Annotated in this window: 16 protein-coding genes and 1 tRNA gene; 1 reads left to right on the forward strand and 16 read right to left on the reverse strand. The window is 64.0% G+C overall.

Going from position 1 to position 20,159, the window contains the following annotated elements:
* Positions 1–59 precede the first annotated feature (59 nt).
* Positions 60–2,342 carry a DEAD/DEAH box helicase gene (locus TX78_RS01255; protein WP_049897271.1) on the reverse strand — a complete coding sequence of 761 codons (2,283 nt, stop codon included), beginning with the start codon at positions 2,340–2,342 and terminating at the stop codon, positions 60–62.
* A 107-nt stretch (positions 2,343–2,449) separates the two neighbouring features.
* Between TX78_RS01255 and TX78_RS01260 the strand changes: the two genes are divergently transcribed.
* The gene (locus TX78_RS01260) at positions 2,450–2,701 is read left to right on the forward strand and encodes a hypothetical protein (RefSeq protein WP_044492927.1); all 252 of its coding nucleotides are present in this window, start codon (positions 2,450–2,452) and stop codon (positions 2,699–2,701) included.
* Between the two features lie 125 nt (positions 2,702–2,826).
* Here TX78_RS01260 and TX78_RS01265 read toward each other — a convergent pair.
* From TX78_RS01265 to TX78_RS14075, 15 genes are all read right to left on the reverse strand, one after another.
* A tRNA-Leu gene (locus TX78_RS01265) sits at positions 2,827–2,907 on the reverse strand.
* A 92-nt stretch (positions 2,908–2,999) separates the two neighbouring features.
* Positions 3,000–4,547 (reverse strand): pyruvate kinase, encoded by a 1,548-nt coding sequence (pyk, locus tag TX78_RS01270; RefSeq protein WP_044492929.1) that lies wholly within the window; start codon positions 4,545–4,547, stop codon positions 3,000–3,002.
* 170 nt (positions 4,548–4,717) lie between these two features.
* Positions 4,718–6,184: a glutamate synthase subunit beta gene (locus TX78_RS01275; RefSeq protein ID WP_044492930.1), complete on the reverse strand. Its 1,467-nt coding sequence runs from the start codon at positions 6,182–6,184 to the stop codon at positions 4,718–4,720.
* Positions 6,177–10,778: a glutamate synthase large subunit gene (gltB, locus tag TX78_RS01280; RefSeq protein ID WP_044492931.1), complete on the reverse strand. Its 4,602-nt coding sequence runs from the start codon at positions 10,776–10,778 to the stop codon at positions 6,177–6,179. Before gltB ends, TX78_RS01275 begins: the two co-directional genes overlap by 8 nt.
* 233 nt (positions 10,779–11,011) lie before the next feature.
* Entirely contained in the window at positions 11,012–12,037 is a 1,026-nt protein-coding gene (gene lgt, locus TX78_RS01285; RefSeq protein ID WP_049897272.1) for a prolipoprotein diacylglyceryl transferase, read from the reverse strand.
* Between the two features lie 32 nt (positions 12,038–12,069).
* Entirely contained in the window at positions 12,070–12,846 is a 777-nt protein-coding gene (trpA, locus tag TX78_RS01290; protein ID WP_044492933.1) for a tryptophan synthase subunit alpha, read from the reverse strand.
* Positions 12,847–12,893: 47 nt separating this feature from the next.
* Entirely contained in the window at positions 12,894–14,189 is a 1,296-nt protein-coding gene (gene trpB, locus TX78_RS01295) for a tryptophan synthase subunit beta (RefSeq protein ID WP_081652473.1), read from the reverse strand.
* A gap of 53 nt (positions 14,190–14,242) precedes the next feature.
* Entirely contained in the window at positions 14,243–15,058 is an 816-nt protein-coding gene (gene trpC / locus TX78_RS01300) for an indole-3-glycerol phosphate synthase TrpC (RefSeq protein ID WP_044492937.1), read from the reverse strand.
* Positions 15,059–15,072: 14 nt separating this feature from the next.
* The gene (locus tag TX78_RS12405) at positions 15,073–15,450 is read right to left on the reverse strand and encodes an HGxxPAAW family protein (protein ID WP_049897274.1); all 378 of its coding nucleotides are present in this window, start codon (positions 15,448–15,450) and stop codon (positions 15,073–15,075) included.
* A gap of 65 nt (positions 15,451–15,515) precedes the next feature.
* Positions 15,516–16,523: a ketopantoate reductase family protein gene (locus TX78_RS01310; RefSeq protein ID WP_049897276.1), complete on the reverse strand. Its 1,008-nt coding sequence runs from the start codon at positions 16,521–16,523 to the stop codon at positions 15,516–15,518.
* Positions 16,520–17,095 carry a Trp biosynthesis-associated membrane protein gene (locus TX78_RS01315; RefSeq protein WP_049897278.1) on the reverse strand — a complete coding sequence of 192 codons (576 nt, stop codon included), beginning with the start codon at positions 17,093–17,095 and terminating at the stop codon, positions 16,520–16,522. The genes TX78_RS01310 and TX78_RS01315 overlap by 4 nt, the downstream gene beginning before the upstream one ends.
* Entirely contained in the window at positions 17,095–17,595 is a 501-nt protein-coding gene (locus TX78_RS12410) for a Trp biosynthesis-associated membrane protein (RefSeq protein ID WP_049897280.1), read from the reverse strand. The genes TX78_RS01315 and TX78_RS12410 overlap by 1 nt, the downstream gene beginning before the upstream one ends.
* Entirely contained in the window at positions 17,595–19,310 is a 1,716-nt protein-coding gene (trpE, locus tag TX78_RS01325; RefSeq protein ID WP_081652474.1) for an anthranilate synthase component I, read from the reverse strand. Before trpE ends, TX78_RS12410 begins: the two co-directional genes overlap by 1 nt.
* Entirely contained in the window at positions 19,310–19,684 is a 375-nt protein-coding gene (hisI, locus tag TX78_RS01330) for a phosphoribosyl-AMP cyclohydrolase (protein WP_044493503.1), read from the reverse strand. Before hisI ends, trpE begins: the two co-directional genes overlap by 1 nt.
* A gap of 29 nt (positions 19,685–19,713) precedes the next feature.
* Positions 19,714–20,159, reverse strand: a 446-nt coding sequence (locus TX78_RS14075) for a HisA/HisF-related TIM barrel protein (protein ID WP_044492939.1), incomplete at its 5' end; no start/stop codon positions are given.

Consider the following 20,159-nt stretch of genomic DNA (forward strand, 5'->3'; position numbering starts at 1 on the left):
TCTGAAAATAAGGGTACCGCCCCGGACTTTACGGGCAGCTGAGTACCGGCCAGTGTGATCTACTGCAGCAGCTGTCGGATGTCGTCTGCGCTGAGCTGCACTGGTGCGGCGGCGTCGCTGTCCTCCAACACCCGGGAGAACAGCTCGTGCTTGGACTTCTGCAAGGCCATCACCTTGGACTCGATGGTATTTGCAGCGATAAGCCGGTAGACCATGACTGATCGGGTCTGCCCAATGCGATGTGCCCGATCGATGGCCTGGGCCTCGGCTGCCGGGTTCCACCAAGGGTCCAGCAGGATCACGTAGTCGGCCTCCACCAGGTTCAGGCCAAAACCACCGGCCTTCAGCGAGATGAAGAAGACCTCCCGCTCCCCTGCCCGGAAAGCATCGATCTGGTCCTGTCGCTTGGCGGTGGCCCCGTCCAGGTAAGCCGAGGCGATCCCGCGTTCATCTGCGGTGGCGCGAGCCTTCTTCAAGAACCTGGTGAACTGACTGAGCACCAGCACCCGGTGCCCTTCGGCGGTGACCTCTTCCAGCAGCTCACCCAGGGCCTCGAGTTTGACCGAAGGGGCAGTGCCCTCCCCGGCGAGTTCAGCGTCCAGGGCCAGCTGCCGCAGAGTAGTCAGGGATCGGAAGATCTCGAACCGGTTGGTGCTCACGTTCTCCACCAGCCCCAGGATTTTCGCCCGTTCGCGCTGGAGTCTGCGGTCGTAAAGCTCACGGTGGTCCGGATGGAGTTCGAGGCTCAAGACCTGCTCCTGCTTCGGAGGAAGCTCCGTGGCCACCGCTTCCTTGGTTCGCCGCAGCAGGAAAGGACGCAGTCGACGGCGCAGCGTGGCCAGCCGTCCAGCATCGCGGTCTTTCTCGATGGGGTTCTGATACGTCTGGATGAAACGCTCCCGCCTGCCCAGCAGTCCCGGACAGGTCAGTGCGGCCAGCGCCCAGAGCTCCATGAGGTTGTTCTCCAGCGGTGTGCCGGTGATGGCCAGGGTAAATGGCGTATTCAGACCCCGGGCAGCACGGTGACCGCGGGAGGCATGGTTCTTGATCATCTGCGCCTCATCCAGGATCAGGCCCGCCCAGTCCAGCTCCCGGTAGCGTTCCTCCTCCAACCGGAACAGCGCGTAGCTGGTGATCACGATGTCCGCGCCCTGAACCTGCTGGGCCAGCGGCTCGCCGCTCTTCTGCGCCGTCTCGGAGATGACAACTACCTCCAACGACGGCGTGAAGCGGTGTGCTTCGGCCTTCCAATTGCCCACCACGGAGGTGGGTGCCAGGATCAAGAACGGTGCAGCACCCTCGGGGGCAGCCTCCTCGGGGGCGGTCTCATTGAGCGCAGTGCCCTTGGGTGCAGCGTCCTTGGGTGCGGCGTCCTCCCGCACCGACTGGATCATCGCCAGCGTCTGCAGGGTTTTGCCCAGGCCCATTTCGTCAGCCAGGATGCCACCGAGCCGGTGTTCGTAGAGGAAGCGCAGCCAGGAATAGCCATACACTTGATAGTCCCGCAGCGTGGCGTGAAGGCCCGCAGGTGGCTTGCGCAGCTGAAGCGTGGCGTCGTCAGAGAGCTGACGCAGGCTCTCCCACCACTGGTGCTCCCGCTGTGCGACGACGCCGAGATCGCCCAGCTGCTCCCATAGGTCCGACTGGTATCGGCTTAACCGCAGTCCGGAGCCGCTGGGCTGATCATTGAGCGAAGCGGCTTCCTCGATGATACTGCGCAGCTGGTCCAGCTCAGGAGAATCCAGCGGGAAATAGGTGCCAGAGGGCAGCACGAAGATCGATTCGTTCCGGCTGAGGGCGGCGAACAGATCAGCAAAATTGACCTCTTCGCCCTCGATGGTCACGGTGACCTTCAGGTCGAACCAATCACCAGTGGCGTTGGAGCTGTTCAGCTGCAGTTCCGGCCCGGTCTCGTCCGCGGCGCTTACGTCGCCGTCGGTTTCTGCAGGGGTTCCGGGGGCCAGTTCAGTGGTCTCCGCTGCGCTGATTTCTACCACCGGCGTTTCTCGTGCTCGGCGGTAGCCGGGGAGGCCGGCCACTACCGCGTCCCCAGAGGCCAGGATAGTTGCAGCGGCGTGAACACAGCCCGGGGCCGCACCGCAGCTGCAGGTGATGTGCATCTGGCCGGTGCCGTCGTCGTCCAGCCAGGTCTCCACCACTGGGCGCTCGTACCATTTGCCGGTCTCCGCTGAGGCCACCACTGCCTCGATGCGCTGCAGCCCGTCCTGGGTCTCATCGCTGACGAGGAAGACGCTGTCAGATTCCACCATGGCGTGTGCGGCCTGGAGTGTGGCTTCGTCAGTCAGGGTGAGCAGCGCCCGGGAAAGTACTGAATCAGACATTCCCGTCACATCACCGCATTCCGTCGCTTGTGGTCAACCCAGTCATCTTACCTATGTCTGTGGTGTTGCCTGAGTCCGTGAAGTACTGCGCTTCAGGGCCTGGTGGCATGAGCGTCGATGAAGTGCTGGGCCTTCTCCAAGGTATGCGCACTGTAGGTGCCTGCGGCCCGCGCATCCAGGATCACTGCCTGTTCGACCTCCAGAAGCGCCGCTGGGAGTTCGCGCCGGTGATCGGCACGTTAACTGAGGCCGAATCAGAGGATCGGTGGCAGCACCACCATGAGAATCCACTCCGGTTCCACCAGCACCTCAGGGGTACCGGGGATGAAGCTGCATCCAATGCCGATGATCACCAGTAGAACGGGGGCTGCGATGCCGTGCTTCTACGCAAAGAGTGTGGCGGCCACAATAATCAGCACAGCCGCTACGGCCAACAGGGTCAGTTCTTCCACGCGGCCGCTCGGCAGAAAATCCCTAAGAAATGTGCCCGAAGTGGGACTCGAACCCACACACCAGAGGTACCGCATTTTGAGTGCGGCGCGTCTACCAATTCCGCCATTCGGGCGCGGGCCGGGCGACCGACCAGCCGCTACAGTCTACCTAAAACTGCAGGCTCGGCTGGACACGCTCGCCCGGACTTTTTCCGTGTTGCGTTACTTACAGCGCCGAGTGCGCTGAAAGCGCACTGGCGGCACTGGCTGCGCTGCGCGAGGGCCATGGTCCCACCGGCTCCTTGGTGGGCAACGCATCGGCGTCACCGCGGCGCAAGGCCTCGAGGTCGACTCCCCCATCTGGCAGGTCACCGAGACGGTGAACCTTGACCATATTGGTGGTGCCAGCCTGTCCTGGAGGGGAACCCGCGGCGATGACCACCAGGTCGCCCACATCGGCGATGCCTTCTTCAAGAAGCTGTCGCTCCACCTGGGCAGTCATCCGGTCGGTGTGGGAGGCGAACTCCACCCAGCGGGGCTGCACGCCCCAGCTCAGGCACAGAATGTTGTGAGTGTGCTCCACGTGGGTGAAGGCGAAGATCGGCTGCTTAGGGCGCAGCCGGGAAAGCCGCCGAGCAGAGTCGCCAGAGCGGGTGAATGTGGCCAGGTAGGGCACATCCAGCTGTTCTGCCATCTCCTTGGCGGCGCGAGTGATGGCACCACCGCGAGTCTTCGGCCGGGTACCCAGCTCTGGGATGCGGGTCAGGCCCTTGGCTTCAGTGGTCTCGATGATCTTGGCCATAGTTTCCACGGTCTTCACCGGGTACTTACCCACAGAGGTCTCACCGGAAAGCATGACCGCGTCGGCGCCGTCGAGCACAGCGTTGGCGCAGTCTGAGGCCTCTGCACGGGTGGGACGCGGGTTGTCGATCATGGACTCCAGCACCTGGGTGGCCACGATGACAGGCTTAGCCCAGCGGCGGGCAAGTTCCACCGCGCGCTTCTGCACCACAGGAACTTCTTCCAGCGGAAGCTCGACACCGAGGTCTCCGCGGGCCACCATGATGGCGTCGAAGGCATCAATGACGTCCTGCAGCGCGTCAACTGCCTGCGGCTTCTCCAGCTTGGCAATCACCGGCACGCGCCGGCCTTCTTCGTCCATAATGCGATGGACTGCCTCGATGTCTGCGGCGTCGCGGACAAAGGACAGCGCGATCATGTCGAAGCCGGTGCGCAGTGCCCAGCGCAGGTCATCCTCGTCCTTCTCGCTGAGAGCGGGAACTGAGACGGCCACACCGGGCAGGTTGATGCCCTTGTTGTTGGAGACGTTTCCAGGCACGATCACTTCGGTGACCACGTCAGTGTCAGTGACTTCCAAGGCGCGCAGGGAGACTTTGCCGTCGTCGATCAGCAGGCTGTCCCCCACTTCAACGTCCTGGGGCAGGGTCTTCAACGTGGTGGAGCAGCGCTCCTTGGTGCCCTGAATGTCCTCGGTGGTGATGGTGAACCGGTCACCGACCTCCAGGTAATGCGGCCCGTCAATGAATCGGCCCAAACGGATCTTGGGACCCTGCAGGTCGGCGAAGATCGCCACCGCCTGGCGCATATCCTTAGCCACCTCGCGCACGGTGTTGTAGGTCTCCTCGTGCACGGAGTAGTCGCCGTGGCTCATATTGACGCGGACGACGTCGACCCCGGCCTCGATCAGCTCCCGGGTCTTCTCGTAGCCGGCCGTTGCTGGGCCGAATGTTGCGACGATCTTGGCGTGTCTCATGCCTCACCTTTGTCGTTGTCGGATTAACTTCAAGCTTCTTCGTCAATCCTGGTGCGACGCTGGACCAGTGACCATACGAGCCTATACCCAAATGGGTGACCCAGAACACCTGGGGCAGTACACGCCGCACACAGTCCAGAACCGCGCGCGGCGTGGACGGCCCCGTGGGACTAACCCTGCAGGCTGATGGCGCGGTCGCTGGGGCGAACCGGGGCGGGAAGCCGCGAAGAGCCCTCGAGGAACTCATCAACTTCCTTCGCCACTGCCCGTCCCTCGGCGATCGCCCAGACCACCAGGGAGGCTCCGCGTCCAGCGTCGCCGACGCTGAAGACCCCTTCAATATTGGTCTGGTAGTCCTCGGACCGTCCGATCACGCCGCGGTTGGTGAACTCGATGCCCAGCTGATTGGTCAGAGTCTGCGGCTCGGCACCGGTGAAGCCCAGCGCCAGCAGCACCAGGTCAGCTTCGATGTCCTGTTCGGTGCCGGGTTTGGGCGTACGCGTGCCATCGGGGTTGTATTCGGTCTCGGCCACCCGGAGGGCGCGGACATTGCCGTTCTCGTCACCGAGGAACTCCACGGTGGAGGCCAGCCAGCGGCGCTCCCCGCCCTCTTCATCGGCGCTGGAAATTTCCAGGATCCGCGGATCGATAGGCCACGGCTCTTCTTCGGTGCGTTCGCTGGGGAGCTCCTTACCGATCGCCAGGGTGGTCACCGAGACCGCCCCGTGTCGGTGGGCAGTGCCGATGCAGTCTGCGCCGGTATCGCCGCCGCCGAGCACCACAACCTTCTTACCCTGGGCGTGGATCTGGTCCGGCACGTCATCACCAGCCACGGCCTTATTGGACTGCACCAGATAGTCCATGGCGAAGTGGATGCCGTTGAGGCCCCTGCCGGGAATGGGCAGATCACGCGGCACCATGGCACCGGTGGCTACGATGACGGCGTCGTAGGAGTCCCGCAGGGCATCCCATGTGATGTCAGTGCCGACCTCGGTGGAGGCGTAGAAGCGAGTGCCTTCTGCTTCCATCTGCTGGATGCGGAAGTCCACCAGCTGCTTCTCCATTTTGAAGTCCGGAATGCCGTAGCGCAGCAGACCGCCGAGACGGTCATCGCGCTCGTAGACAGCCACCGTGTGGCCTGCGCGGGTCAGCTGCTGGGCGGCAGCCAGGCCGGCTGGGCCGGAGCCGACCACTGCCACGGTCTTGCCGGTGAGCCGCTGCGGCGGGACTGGTTCCACATAGCCACGCTCAAGTGCCTCATCGGCAATCTCCACCTCGGACTGCTTGATGGTCACCGCAGGCTGATTGATCCCCAGCACACATGAGCTCTCACAAGGTGCCGGGCAGACCCGCCCGGTGAACTCGGGGAAGTTATTGGTCATATGCAGCCGTCGGGAGGCCTCTTCCCACTGATCACGCCAGATCAGGTCGTTCCACTCAGGGATGAGGTTCCCCAGCGGGCAACCGGTGTGGCAGAAGGGAATGCCGCAGTCCATGCAGCGCGAGGCCTGGGCCTGGGTGGTGCCCTTCTGCTGGCGCTCATAGACCTCTTTGAAGTCCATCAGGCGCACCGGAACCGGCCGCGAGGGGCGGGGACGGCGGTGTGGGTGCTTCAGGAATCCGCGTGGATCAGCCACGGGTCACCTCCAGAATCTTCTGCCATGCGTCATCGCCATTGGGATCCAGACCTTCGTCCAGGGCCTCGGCGCGGGCGCGCAGCACTGCGTCATAGTCTCGCGGCAGGATCTTGGTGATCCTGGCCATCGTCTCTTCCGGGTTGGCCAGCAGTCGCTGAGCAACCTCGGATCCGGTCTCCTCCACATGGCGGCGGAGCAGGTCCAGGATGATCTGCTGGTCTTCCTCATCCGGGGAGAGCAGCAGCAGGTCGCCACGGGCAGCCGCGTGGTCGTTGAGCTGGCGCTCGTCGAAGTCCAGCACAAAGGCAGTGCCGCCGGACATCCCTGCTCCGAAGTTCCGCCCGGTGGGGCCCAGGATCAGGGTCTGACCACCGGTCATGTACTCGCAGCCATGATCGCCGATTCCTTCGGCCACAGCAGTGGCGCCGGAGTTGCGCACCAGGAAACGCTCGCCGACCTGTCCGCGCAGGAACATCTCTCCTGCGGTGGCGCCGTAGCCGATGACGTTACCGGCGATGACATTGTCCTCGGCCACCAGCGGCGCGCGGGTATGGGGGCGGATGATGATCCGGCCACCGGAGAGGCCCTTGCCCACATAGTCGTTGGCGTCGCCGTCGAGCCGGATGGTGATCCCGTGCGGGAGGAAAGCGCCCAGGGACTGCCCCGCGTGACCGTCGAGGTCCAGCTCGATGGTGTTGTTCTCCAGGGTCTTCAGGCCCAGAGCCTTGGTCACCTCATGGCCGAGCATGGTGCCTACGGCGCGGTCAGTGTTGACCACGCTGGAGGAGATCCGCACATGCTGTCCCTCGCGGATGGCTGACTGCGCCTGTTCAATGAGCGCGACGTCGAAGTGCTTCTCCAGCTCGTGGTCCTGCTCGGAGGTCCGCCGCAGCATAGCCGCGGTGGTTTCATCCAGCGGATCCCAGCCGGTCAGCACAGCATCCAGGCTTAAGCCTTCGGTCTTCCAGTGCCGTTTGGCATCGTCCATATTCAGGGCCTCGATATGGCCGATGGCTTCGTCCAGGCTGCGGAAGCCGAGTTCGGCGAGGTATTCCCGCACTTCCTGGGCGACGAACTCGAAGAAGTTCACCACATGCTCGGCCTTGCCGGTGAAGCGCTCGCGCAGCACCGGGTTCTGGGTGGCCACACCCACCGGGCAGGTGTCCAAGTGGCAGACCCGCATCATGATGCAGCCGGAGACCACCAGCGCGCTGGTGGCGAAGCCGTATTCCTCGGCCCCCAGCAGTGCCGCAATCACCACATCGCGTCCTGTCTTGAGCTGACCGTCCACCTGCACGGTGACGCGTTCGCGCAGGCCGTTGAGCATCAGGGTCTGCTGCGCCTCGGCGAGTCCCAGTTCCCAAGGGGTGCCGGCGTGCTTGAGCGAGTTCAGCGGGGAGGCACCGGTACCACCGTCGTGTCCGGAGATGAGCACGACGTCGGCGCTGGCCTTGGCCACGCCTGCTGCCACAGTGCCCACACCGTGTAGGGACACCAGCTTCACATGCACCCGAGCGCCGGTATTGGCACGCTTGAGGTCATAGATGAGCTGCTTGAGGTCCTCGATGGAGTAAATGTCGTGGTGCGGCGGAGGAGATACCAACGAAACACCAGGAGTCGAGTGCCGGGTCTCCGCCACCCAGGGGTAGACCTTCTTGCCCATGAGCTGGCCGCCCTCACCGGGCTTGGCCCCCTGCGCCATCTTGATCTGCAGATCATCGGCGTGGGTGAGGTACTGGCTGGTGACGCCGAACCGGCCGGAAGCGATCTGCTTGATCGCGCTGCGCCGTTCAGGGTCCATCAGACGCTCAGGGTGCTCGCCGCCTTCACCGGTGTTGGAGCGGCCGCCGAGCTTATTCATGGCAATGGCCAACGTCTCATGGGCTTCCTGGGAGATGGAGCCGTAGCTCATAGCTCCAGTGTTGAAGCGCTTGACGATCTCGCTGACCGGCTCCACTTCGCTAATGGGCACCGCCGGTCGGCTGCCTTTGAGCTTGAACAGCCCGCGCAGTGTCATCAGAGCCTTGGACTGGTCGTCCACGGCCTTGGTGTACTGCTTGAAGATGTCGTACCGGCGAGTCCGCGAAGCGTGCTGGAGTTTGAACACCGTCTCGGGGTTGAAGAGATGCGGCGGGCCTTCACGGCGCCACTGGTATTCGCCACCGACCTCCAGCTCATCACCGCGGCCCAGATCATTGCCATCAGCAGGGTAGGCCTTGGCATGGCGGGCCAGGGCCTCCTCTTTGATGACATTGATGCCGACCCCACCCATCGGTGAGTGGGTGCCGGAGAAGTACTGGTCCACCACGTTCTGAGCCAGACCCACTGCTTCGAAGGTCTGCGCACCGCAGTATGAGGTGACCGTGGAGATACCCATCTTGGACATGATCTTCAACACGCCCTTGCCAAGAGCAGTGATGAGGTTGCCCACCGCCTGTTCCTCGGTGACGTTGGTGATCTCACCTCGGCGGACCATGTCCTCGGCTGACTCCATGGCCAGGTAGGGGTTGACCGCGGCAGCACCGTAGCCGATCAGGCAGGCCACATGGTGGACTTCACGGACATCGCCGGCCTCCACGATCAGTGAGGCCTTGGTCCGGTTGGCGGACTTCAGCAGGTGGTGGTGGATGGCCGAAAGCAGCAGCAGTGAAGGGATAGGTGCCCACTGCGCGTTGGAGTCGCGGTCGGAGATGATGATGTAGCCGACGCCGCGGTTCACCGCCGCGGATACCTGCTCGCACAGGGTCCGGATGCGCTGGCGGAACTCTTCTTCGGTGGAGCCCACCCGGAAGAGTCCCCGAATGCGCAGTGTGGCCTTCTGCCCGTCGTCGTTGCGGACATTGGCGATTTTGGCCAGCTGGTCATTGTTGAGCACGGGGAAGTCCAGAGCGATCTGCTGGGTCTTCACCTGGGAGCTGGCCAGCAGGTTGCCCTTGGGCCCAATATGCAGCCCCAAGGAGGTCACCAGTTCCTCACGGATGGCATCCAGCGGCGGGTTAGTGACTTGAGCGAAGGTCTGCACGAAATAGTCGAAGAGCAGCCGTGGGCGCTCGGCGAGCACAGCAATGGGGGTATCGGTGCCCATAGCGCCAAGTGGTTCGGCGCCAGTGGCAGCCATGGGGCCCACCAGGGTCTTCAGTTCCTCATGGGTGTAGCCGAAGGTCTGCTGGCGCAGCCGGACAGAGCCGGAAGGGTGGCGTACATGCAGCCGCTCCGGGAGATCTTCCAAGCGGACCAGATTGTCCTTGACCCAGTCCTGCCAGGGCTCCTTGGAGGCGAAGTCTGCCTTGATTTCATCGTCTTCGATGATGCGGCCCTCTGCGGTGTCGCACAGGAACATCATGCCCGGGGCCACTCGGCCCTTGCGGACCACCTTGGAGGGTTCCACCTCCACCACGCCAACCTCGGAGGAGAGGATGACCAGGCCATCGTCGGTGACCCAGTAGCGGGCCGGACGCAGCCCGTTGCGGTCCAGCACGGCACCCAGCTGCGTGCCGTCGGTGAAGGCCATAGCCGCCGGACCGTCCCAGGCCTCCATGAGCATTGCGTGGTACTCGTAGAAGGCCCGCAGGTTCGGGTCCATCGTCTTATTGTTCTCCCAGGCTTCTGGGATCATCATGCGCATCGCCTGGGCCAGCGGACGGCCGGCGAGCATCAGCAGCTCTGCAGCCTCATCGAAGCTGGTGGAGTCGCTGGCGCCCGGGGTGCAGATGGGGAACAGGTACTCAGGGTCATCACCGAGAACCTCCCCGGCCATCACAGCCTGCCGGGCACGCATCCAGTTGCGGTTGCCCTTGACGGTGTTGATCTCGCCGTTGTGGGCAATATGACGCAGCGGCTGAGCCAACGGCCAGGAGGGGAAAGTATTGGTGGAGAACCGCGAGTGCACGATCGCCAGTGTGGACTTATAGCGCTCATCGGCCAGATCCGGATAGAAGGGCTCCAACTGAGCGGTGGTCAGCATGCCCTTATAGGTGATGGTCCGGCTGGAGAGCGAGGGGAAATAGATGCCCAGCCGCACCTGAGCGCGCTTGCGCAGCCTCCAGGCACGCTGATCCAGATTCCCCGGTGCTGACTCCTGGAACTCCGCGGAATCCTGGTCCGCCATTGCGAGGAACACCTGTTTGAAGAAGGGCATCGCGTCACGGGCCAGGCTGCCGATCATGGAGGAATCCACCGGGACATCACGCCAGCCCAGCACCTGGAGCCCCTGATCCGCGGCCATCTCCTCGAAAGCGGCGACCATGTCAGCACGCTCGGTGTCTTCCTTCGGGAGGAAGGCGGTGCCAGCTGCGTACTGTCCCTTAGCGGGGAGCTCGAACTCGGTGACCGCACGGAAGAACTCATCCGGAATCTGAGTGAGGATACCCGCCCCATCTCCGGTGCCGACATCTCCGCCGACGGCACCGCGGTGCTCCACATTGCGCAGCGCTACGAGTGCGTGGTCAACAATGTCATGCCCTGGCTCACCGCGCAGTGTGGCCACTGCGGCCATGCCGCAGTTCTCGTGCTCATTGGCAGGATCGTAGAGGCCGGCCTTCTCAGGGAAAGCGGCGAAGCGCTGGTACGGGCTGATGACCTGATCAGCGGACATAGCGGTGTTCCTTCCTCCGCAGCGGGCATTGGAAAGGCCAGGGGTGCTCCCCTGCCTATAGGACGCCGCGCTGTGCTTCACACAGGCGGCATCACAGTGGCGCTTCGGGTGGGCGCTTCAAAGCGAGAGCCAGAATTTGGGTGCGATTCTGTGGGCACGCTTAGGTAGAGACCCTTCATTGGGTGATCAGGTCTATCTTGCGCGCGAGTGTGAGCTGAGGCAAATAGAACGGCTCAGGTCTCAGTGCGTGGACGTGTGGATTCCTCCGGAGTCTCCACCGCCTCGGCACTGTCAGCCTGGTCCGCTGCACTCTCCTCCGAAGCCTCCACAGCGACCTCGCCGGCACCCTCGTCCGCGCCAGTACGCGCTTCAGAGTCAGGACGGTAGATTTCCAGCTCTTCTGCCAAGGCCTCCGGGGTGCGCGGGCGACGGGCCCACAGGTAGAGCAGCACTGCAATAGCCACCACGAAGATCACGAACATGACGATCTGGTTCAGTCGCCAGTCAAGACCCAGCAGCTCCCGCAGCGGGTACTGGGTGGATTTGGTGGGCTCATCAATGCGCAGCGACTCGATCCAGAATCGGCCCAGCGCGTAGTAGGCCACATAGGTCCAGGTCAGCAGTCCCTGCTTGAACTGGAAGCGACGGAAGAGCCACAGCAGCGCCACAAAGCCCAGCAGGTTCCAGATGGATTCGTAGAGGAAGGTGGGGTGGAACAGCGTGCTTTCAGAGGTGTTCAGTGGTGCCTGGCTGGCCTGCTCCAGGTCGATCCGCAGACCCCAGGGGAGCTCAGTGGTGCGACCGAAGAGCTCCTGGTTGAACCAGTTGCCCCATCGCCCAATCGCCTGAGCCAGAATCACACCGGGCACCACCGCATCAGCCAGTGCACCGAATTTCATGCCGTAGCGGCGGCAGGCGATCCAGATGCCCAAGGCACCAGCGGCCACTGCGCCGATGATGCTCAGGCCACCCTCCCACACGCGCAGTGCCCGCAGCGCATCTCCGCCTTCGCCGAAGTAGGCATCTGGGGAGCTGATCACGTGGTAGATCCGCGCACCGATGATGCCCAGGATCACCGCCCAGGAGGTTGCGGAGAAGACGTCGTCGCCATTGCCCCCGCGGGACTTCCACAGGCGGGTGGCCACGACGACGGCGAGGATACCGCCGAGGATGATGACCAGGGTGTAGAAGTTCAGGAAGAACGGACCGGGCAGGTCGATGCCGCGCGCAGGCGGCGGCGGGAAGCCAGCAAGGATCATGAGGGAAACCTATCAGCTATCTGGTGTGTGGTTCAGGGCCGTCCAGAGAGCTCGGCGGCCAATCGGCCCACGGCAGCTGCGCCGCCGTCGCGCAGTGCTGCCACCAAGGCGGTGCCCACGATCACGCCATCAGCGTAGGCGCCGATTTCTTCGACGTGGGCACGGGTGGAGACTCCGAGGCCGACACATACTCGTTCAGCTCCGGCGCCCTTGGCGGCTTTCACCACTGACTCGGCGACGTCGGAGACAGCGTCCCGGGTTCCGGTGACGCCCATCAGCGAGACCCCGTAAACGAAGCCGCGGGAAAGCTCGGCGATCCGTGCCACCCGCTGCGGGGTGGAGGTGGGGGCGGAGAGGAAGACCCGGTCCAGACCGTACTTCTCGGTGGCGGCGATCCAGTCATCGGCCTCGTCTGGGATCAAGTCCGGAGTGATCGCCCCTGCACCACCGGCGGCTGCCAGGCGACGCGCGAACTCATCGGCCCCCATGCGGTCGATGATATTGTAGTAGGTCATCACCAGTACTGCGGCACCGGTGGCATCGGTGACGGCTTCGACGATCTCGAAAACCTCATCGATCCGAAAGCCACGCTGCAGCACCGCTGTGGTGGCCTGCTGGATCACCGGACCGTCCATCACCGGATCTGAGTACGGGATCCCGATCTCCAGGACGTCGGCTCCGTTCTCCACCAGGGCAATCGCGGCGGCGATGGAGGTGTCCTTATCCGGGTAGCCGGCGGGCAGGTAACCGATGAAGGCGGACCGACCCTGGGCTTTGGCGGCGTCGATGGCTGCTGCGGTCTTGCTCATGATGTGCTCATCTCCAGGCTGCGGCTGCGTCGGGGCTGCTTGCTCGCTCAACTCTGCACTCCCGTCTCGGGCGCCTGACCGGCGTTCTCGTCTTCATCCCCCGCCACGGTCCGGGCAGGGTCGTTCTCCTGCCCGGGCAACAGCTTGAACCATTCAGCGGCGGTGGCCACATCTTTATCCCCACGCCCGGAGAGGCTGACGATGATGATGCGGTCCTCCCCTTCAGCGCCCCAGCTGCGCGCCAGCCGGGTGGCCCCGGCAAGTGCGTGGGCGGATTCGATGGCCGGAATGATGCCCTCAGTGCGGCAGAGCCGTTCAAAGGCGTTCATGCACTCGACATCGGTCACCGGCTCGTAGCTGACGCGCCCGGCGTCGGCGAGGTAGGCGTGCTCCGGGCCAACGGAGGGATAGTCCAGACCCGCGGAGATCGAGTGAGAGTCCACGGTCTGCCCGTCTTCATCCTGCATCAGGTAACTGCGGGCACCATGTAGCACTCCGGAGCGTCCCAGAGTGATAGCCGAGGCATGGCGCCCGGATTCCAGACCCTCACCGCCTGCTTCAAAACCGTAGAGAGCAACATCTTCGTCATCGAGGAAGGCATGGAAGATACCCAGTGCGTTGGAGCCGCCACCTACGCAGGCAACGACAGCGTCGGGCAGTCGTCCTTCCTGCTGGAGGATCTGGGCGCGAGCCTCCTCACCGATGACCTGGTGGAACCAGCGCACCATTTCCGGGAAGGGATGCGGTCCGGCCACGGTGCCCAGGACATAGTGGGTGTTCTCCACGGTGGCCACCCAGTCACGCAGGGCCTCGTTGATCGCGTCCTTCAGGGTCTTAGCGCCGTGCTCCACCGGCACCACATCTGCACCGAGCAGCCGCATCCGGGCCACGTTGAGGGCCTGGCGGCGAGTGTCCTCAGCACCCATGTACACCACGCACTCCATGCCCATCAGGGCCGCGGCGGTGGCGGTGGCTACACCGTGCTGGCCGGCTCCGGTTTCGGCGATCAGCCGGGTCTTGCCCAGACGCTTAGCAATCAGCGCCTGCCCGAGCACATTGTTGATCTTGTGCGAGCCGGTGTGGTTGAGGTCTTCGCGCTTCAGGAAGATCCGTGCGCTGCCGGCCTCCGCGGCGAAGCGCGGGACCTCTGTGAGCAGGCTGGGCCGGCCAGTGTAATCCCGGCAGAGCCGCTGGAACTCGTCCACAAACTCCGGGTCAGCTTTGGCCTCACGAAAGACACGCTCGACCTCGTCGAGGGCGGCGACCAGGGACTCCGGCATCCAGCGCCCGCCGTAGTCACCGAAGTAGGGGCCCTCCGCTTCGCGGAACTGGTTCTGAGTCATCGCTCTCCTCATGAGGGTGGGTCACCAACGGCCGGCTGCGCGTCCGTTGAAATTTAGTCTGCGTCGGCAGCCAGTGAGGCTTGCCGGAAATCGCGCACGGCAGTGGTGGGATCGCCGTGTTTGACCAGGGCCTCCCCCACCAGCACCGCGTCGGCACCTTGACGGGCGTAGTCCAGGACCACACCCGGGCCGTCCACACCGGATTCAGCAATTCTGATGACATCCTGTGGCAGGTGCCGCGCCATGGCCGAGTAGTGGGCGACGTCGACCTCCAGGGTCTTCAGGTTGCGCACGTTGACGCCCACGATTTTTGCACCGAGCGCCTTGGCGCGTTCGATCTCCTCCTCAGTGTGGGCTTCAACCAGGGCATTCATGCCCAGATCGTGAGTCAGCTGTAAGAACCTCTTCAGCTGGACGTCATCCAAGGCCGCCACGATCAGCAGCACCAGGTCAGCACCGTAGGCACGCGCCTCGTAGAACTGGTACTCATCGACCATGAAATCCTTGCGAAGCACCGGAATATCTACAGCAGCCCGGACCGCGGCAAGGTCATCCAAGCTGCCGCGGAAGCGACGCTGCTCAGTGAGCACAGAGATGACGCTGGCGCCACCGGCCTGGTAGGCCGAAGCCAGGGCAGCGGGGTCCGGGATCTCTGCGAGCGCGCCTTTGGAGGGTGAGGAGCGTTTGACCTCGGCGATAACGCGCACACCCTGGGCGTCGTCGCGCCCTCCAGCAAGTGCGGCGTATGCATCAAGGGGCGGCGCTGCAGCCTGAGCCTGCTGGATCAGCTGATCCAGCGGCACCTGGGCCTGACGCTGAGCGAGATCTTCGCGGACCCCCTCAATGATGGAATCAAGGACTGTGGTCATCGAGGATTCGGCTTTTAGCTGCGGCCCGACTCGGGGCGACGCTTGTCTGCGCCGCCTTCGGTGTGGTCAGGAATGGCAGGACCAGCGTGCTCGCGGGGGTCAGCGCCCTGGTTGAGCACCGATTTGGCATCCATCTCCACGCCGTAGCCCATCTTCTTCAGGACCACGCCGAGGATGACGGCCACTGGGACCAGGCCCGCACCGATCCAGGCGAATAGCCAAATCTCGGTGACGAAGCCGATTCCGGCAACGATGGAGGCCACGATGATGGTGAGGGAGAGTGCCCAGGCGGCAGGAGTGGAGCCGTGACCGATGTGGTCGTAGTGGATGAACTCGTCGCTGGCGCTGGGCTGCTGCTCGACGTCGCGCACCTTGGTCTGGCTGGTGGCCATCTGGGTTGTCCTCTCCTGGAAAAACTACGGGGGTGTTGCCTGGCTCCAATTGTGCCAGATTTCTACTACACGGCGTCGAAGTCAGTCTTCGGCAGCGCCGCCAGGACGGGGCCGGCATCAATCTGCCCTGGAGTCTGCCTCTGCAGCCACGCCACGCCCAGCACACGCTGCAGGGCGGCGTTGACCGGGGTGGGGACGGCATGCAGCCGACCCAGCTGGACGATCTCACCGTTGAGGTAGTCCACCTCGGGACTGGCGCCACGGGCGTAGCTCTGCCACGTGGACTGTTGCCCCGGTTGATAGCCGGAGGACGAATCCACCTGGAACAGGGACATATCTTCGGTGCGCTCGGAGTTCTCTGCCACCGGGATAGCCGCCGCGGACAGTGTTTCCTTGGCTTCGTGGACCAGGGCATGCCCCAGCTGCTGAGAGTGCTCTTTGCTGAGATCCAGCAGTTCCAGGCCGTTCTTCACGCTGTGCAGCAGCTTCAGGGCCTTCCACCGGATGACGTTCTCATCCAGCTGCACCAGCCAGTCGATCTCGCGCAGATGCTCGGCGATCTCTTGGGCTGTCTCATCCAGGCCCCGTGGTGCGCGGCCCATCACGAAGCTGGCAATTTTGGGCGCGGCGCCAGAGATGACCTCACCGGTAGTGGTGTAGCTGGCAGGAATCAGGATTGAGCCGCCATAGACATGTGCAAAGTAGCGCAGCAGTATGGGCTCGCTTGCCATCCCGTTCTGCAAGGTAAGGACGGGGAGCTCAGAGGCGGTGCTGCCGCCTTCCACCGGCTGCCAGGCCAACTGCTCAGCAACCTGCGCCACATGCTGGGTCTTAGTAGCGATAACCAGAACATCACCAGCACGCAGCTGCGCGTTCGCAATGCCATCGCAGGTCGAGAGCTGAACCTGACGAACGCCCTCGGGCCGGCGGTACTTCAGTCCGCGCTCGGTCAGGTGACGGATCTGCTCACCGCGGCCGACCAGCAGGTGCGGTCGATCCCGAAGTGCTAACTCCGCTGCGGTGCCAGCACCGACCGCACCGGCACCGATAATCACGATTCGCCCAATATTCACTGCTGTCTCTCCTCCGTGGGGTCTTCTCCCTGGGAGAGCCCATCCCAGAGGTCAAATTCATCGGGTTCAGCGTCATCGACCGAAGCGGTGCGGCTGTACTTCTTGGAGCTGCGCTTATCAGTCCAGCGGTGGGAGAAGAGCAGAACAAGCAGAGCACCCAGCAGGACCAGCACCGCCCCTGCCACGCCCAACCAAGGACCGGCACCGAGTTCGTAGCTGCCTGCTGTCGTGGTGATGCCAGTGGCCTCACCCACGGCCACCGCAGCGGCCGAAGCCGGATCAGCCACTGCATGGAGGGTGTCAAAAAGTGCCGCAGCCGCGGCGGCGCTGAGCAGCAGCGCAATAATCCAGCGGCCTGCCCGCCGGGCGATGGTCAGGGTCAGCGCACCGGCCAGGGCAACCAGCCCCATGGCGGTGACGATATCGGAGGCCTGAGAACCGGGAACCTCAATGCTCTGCACCGAGGCGGTCTCACCCAGCTGCTCGGCGGTCACCCATGTCATGGTCACCGAGATCAGCATGAGTGCGGCACCGGCCAGAGCCAGCAGCACGGCATTGCGACGGTTGCTCATCAGCGGGCACTCCCCCGCCGGTCTGCAGCGCGGCCAGGCTGGGCCTCATCATCCCAGCTCTGCGAGAACAGCAGCACAGCCAGTGAACCGACCAACAGCGCGAGGCTGCCGACAAGGCCGGCCCACAGCGCACCGCCGGTGCTATACTCCGCTTCCGCCGCACCGTTGACAGCAGAGGCTGCCGACGCTGCGGCTACCGGATCCACCATGGCAAGGATCACTGCGATGCCAGCGATGATGCCGCCACCGAGCAGCACCGCGCCCAGAGCACCCCGGAACCAGCCGCGGAAGAGCGTGATCAGCACACCTGCCACCACCGCCAGCATCCCGATGGTACGCACGATAGGCGCCATGGCAGCACCGCTGAGCTCAACCGGCTGAACCCCCGGGGCGTCAACTGCGACCCAGGTCAGAGCAGTGGAGATCAGCAGCAGGATCGCACCGGCCTGAATGAGCAGAACCGTGTTGCGACGCTGGAAGAAATACGCAAGATGTCCCATTAGGACTGAAACCTATCAGTGCTAGTCCCGGCGGCGGGGGAACCCCGCTCGCCTCTTGGCCGCCTATCGTCGGCCTTCACACCTAAAGCGCTACTCCCGGCGGCGGGGAAACCCGTCTGGTCCGGGACATTCTGCAGCCGAGCTGCAGCCAGCACAGCGCGCAGCGGAGCAGCGGCCTTATTCACCGTCTCCTGGCGCTCGGCGTCGTCGTCAGAATCCGCTACGATTCCGCCTCCAGACTGGACATAGGCGCGCCCATCCTTCAACACCGCAGAACGGATCGCAATGGCGGCGTCCATTCGCCCGGACAGGTCAAAGTAGCCGACCACTCCCCCGTAGATGCCACGACGGGTGGGCTCCCACTCATCAAGCAACTGCAGCGCCCGAGGCTTGGGCGCCCCGGAGAGCGTGCCGGCTGGGAACGTCGCGGCCAGCACATCGTAGGCCGACGACGACGGCGCAACAGTTCCCTGGACATGGCTGGTCAGGTGCATCACGTGGCTGAAGTGCTCCACCGCCATGAAGCGGGTGACCTCCACTGAACCGGGCACGCATACCTTCGCCAGATCATTGCGCGCCAGATCCACCAGCATGATGTGCTCCGCACGTTCCTTCTCATCAGCCAGCAGGTCCTCGGCCAGCGCCCTATCCTCCGCCGGGGTGGCACCGCGGGGCCGGGTGCCGGCAATCGGATGCGATACGGCGACTCGCTCGCCGCCGGTGGTCTCCTCCACGGTGACGAGTGCTTCCGGAGAGGCGCCAACCAACTCGTATGGCTCACCATCTGGGGTCTGGAAATGCATCAGGTACATATACGGGCTGGGGTTGAGCAGCCGCAGCATCCGATACACCGCCAGGGCGTCCACATCGGTGGCCACCTCGAACCTGCGGGAGACGACGATCTGAAAGACCTCGCCGTCGATGATCGCTTGCTTAGCATTGCCCAGAGTCGCAAGGTACTCGTCCTGATCCCAGGTGTGAATGACCTTCTCCTGGAAATCCTGCTCCACCTGCTCGGCCCAGGATTCCTGGGCGAGCGCAAGACCGGGCTGGACCGGCGCCGCCAGCTGAGTGCGCATAGTCTCCAACCGGGCCACGGCGTCGGCATAGGCTTCAGCGGCCCCGGTCTCGCGGCCGTCGCGGTTGATGGCGTTAGCGATGAGGGTCACTGTGCCATCGCGGTTATCGTGGACGGCTAGGTCTGAGACCAGGTTCATGGCCATCTCGGGCAGGCCCAGGTCATCGGCAGGAGGGTTCGGCAGCTTCTCCCAGTGCCGCACCACATCCCAGCCGGCGTACCCAACCAGGCCGGATGACAGATGAGGCAGCTCCTCGGTGAAAGCGCGGCCTGTGGCCGAACCCTCCGTGAGGAAGTTCAAGGTCTCGCGCAGCACCTCAGCGGTGGTTCCTTCAGTGGGAGCCCCGGCTGGCGGCTGGCCGATCCAGTGCGCACGGCCGTCCTGTTCAGAAAGTGTGGCCAGGGAGTTCACCCCGATAAAACTGTGCCGGTCCCAGGCCGCACCGGGGGCCGCCGATTCCATCAGGAAGCTGCCCGGCCGCGCGGTTCCGTCAGCCTCAGTAGCCAGTGCCCGGTAGATGCTCAACGGGGTGTGACTATCGGCCAGCATTCGCATGGACACAGGAATGACCCGGTGGTCTTTGGCCAGGCTCAAGAACTGGTCCTGGGCGGGGATGACGACGCCGAGCTGGTGCATCACAGGTTGTTTCCTTCCGCTGAGTTCTCCAGCATGATCTCGCGGTCGGTGAAGCAGCTTTCGGAACCAGTGTGGCAGGCCGGACCGCGCTGTTCCACCTGCAGGAGGACAGTGTCGCCGTCGCAGTCCAGGTGCACCGAGCGCACAGTCTGGGCGTGTCCGCTGGTTTCGCCTTTGACCCAGAGTTCCTGGCGCGAACGTGACCAGTAGGTGCCCCGCCGAGTGGCCAGTGTGGCAGCCAGCGCCTCGGCGTTCATCCACGCCATCATCAGCACCACACCGCTGGAAACATCCTGGGCGATAGCTGGAACAAGTCCGGCCTCGTTGAAGCTCACCTGCTGGGCGAGGTCCTGGGGAAGCTGATAGCTGCTCATGACTGCGGCACTTTCATCGGTTTCTGCACTCACCGCACGGGGTACCCTGCGGCGCGGATAGCGTCCTTGACCTGGGCGATCATGTCGTCTGGTCCAAAGTGGAACATCGATGCCGCCAGTACTGCATCGGCGCCGGCAGCAATAGCCGGTGGGAAGTGCGCCGGCTCGCCAGCTCCTCCAGAGGCGATCAACGGCACCGAGGTCACCGCGCGCACCGCGGAGATCATCTCGGTATCGAAGCCCTCTTTGGTGCCATCGGCGTCGATGCTGTTGAGCAGGATCTCCCCCACTCCGCGTTCTGAGGCCTCCCGGCACCAGTCCAGCGCGTCAATGCCGGTCCCGCGGCGTCCTCCATGGGTGGTGACTTCAAACCCCGACGGCGTATCCGGTGATCGTCGCGCATCAAGGGAGAGCACCAGCACCTGGTTGCCGAAACGGGCGACGATATCGTTGATGACCTCGGGGCGGGCCACCG

The organism is Nesterenkonia massiliensis, assembly GCF_000455245.1.
Lineage (GTDB): Bacteria > Actinomycetota > Actinomycetes > Actinomycetales > Micrococcaceae > Nesterenkonia > Nesterenkonia rhizosphaerae.

What these genes read in the sequence shown, in the direction of transcription:
- TX78_RS01255 (WP_049897271.1), bottom strand. Translation starts at nt 2,342, where the DNA reads ATGTCTGATTCAGTACTTTCCCGGGCGCTGCTCACCCTGACTGACGAA.
- TX78_RS01260 (WP_044492927.1), top strand. Translation starts at nt 2,450, where the DNA reads ATGAGCGTCGATGAAGTGCTGGGCCTTCTCCAAGGTATGCGCACTGTA.
- pyk (WP_044492929.1), bottom strand. Translation starts at nt 4,547, where the DNA reads ATGAGACACGCCAAGATCGTCGCAACATTCGGCCCAGCAACGGCCGGC.
- gltB (WP_044492931.1), bottom strand. Translation starts at nt 10,778, where the DNA reads ATGTCCGCTGATCAGGTCATCAGCCCGTACCAGCGCTTCGCCGCTTTC.
- lgt (WP_049897272.1), bottom strand. Translation starts at nt 12,037, where the DNA reads ATGATCCTTGCTGGCTTCCCGCCGCCGCCTGCGCGCGGCATCGACCTG.
- trpA (WP_044492933.1), bottom strand. Translation starts at nt 12,846, where the DNA reads ATGAGCAAGACCGCAGCAGCCATCGACGCCGCCAAAGCCCAGGGTCGG.
- trpB (WP_081652473.1), bottom strand. Translation starts at nt 14,189, where the DNA reads ATGACTCAGAACCAGTTCCGCGAAGCGGAGGGCCCCTACTTCGGTGAC.
- trpC (WP_044492937.1), bottom strand. Translation starts at nt 15,058, where the DNA reads ATGACCACAGTCCTTGATTCCATCATTGAGGGGGTCCGCGAAGATCTC.
- TX78_RS12405 (WP_049897274.1), bottom strand. Translation starts at nt 15,450, where the DNA reads ATGGCCACCAGCCAGACCAAGGTGCGCGACGTCGAGCAGCAGCCCAGC.
- TX78_RS01315 (WP_049897278.1), bottom strand. Translation starts at nt 17,095, where the DNA reads ATGAGCAACCGTCGCAATGCCGTGCTGCTGGCTCTGGCCGGTGCCGCA.
- TX78_RS12410 (WP_049897280.1), bottom strand. Translation starts at nt 17,595, where the DNA reads ATGGGACATCTTGCGTATTTCTTCCAGCGTCGCAACACGGTTCTGCTC.
- trpE (WP_081652474.1), bottom strand. Translation starts at nt 19,310, where the DNA reads ATGCACCAGCTCGGCGTCGTCATCCCCGCCCAGGACCAGTTCTTGAGC.
- hisI (WP_044493503.1), bottom strand. Translation starts at nt 19,684, where the DNA reads ATGAGCAGCTATCAGCTTCCCCAGGACCTCGCCCAGCAGGTGAGCTTC.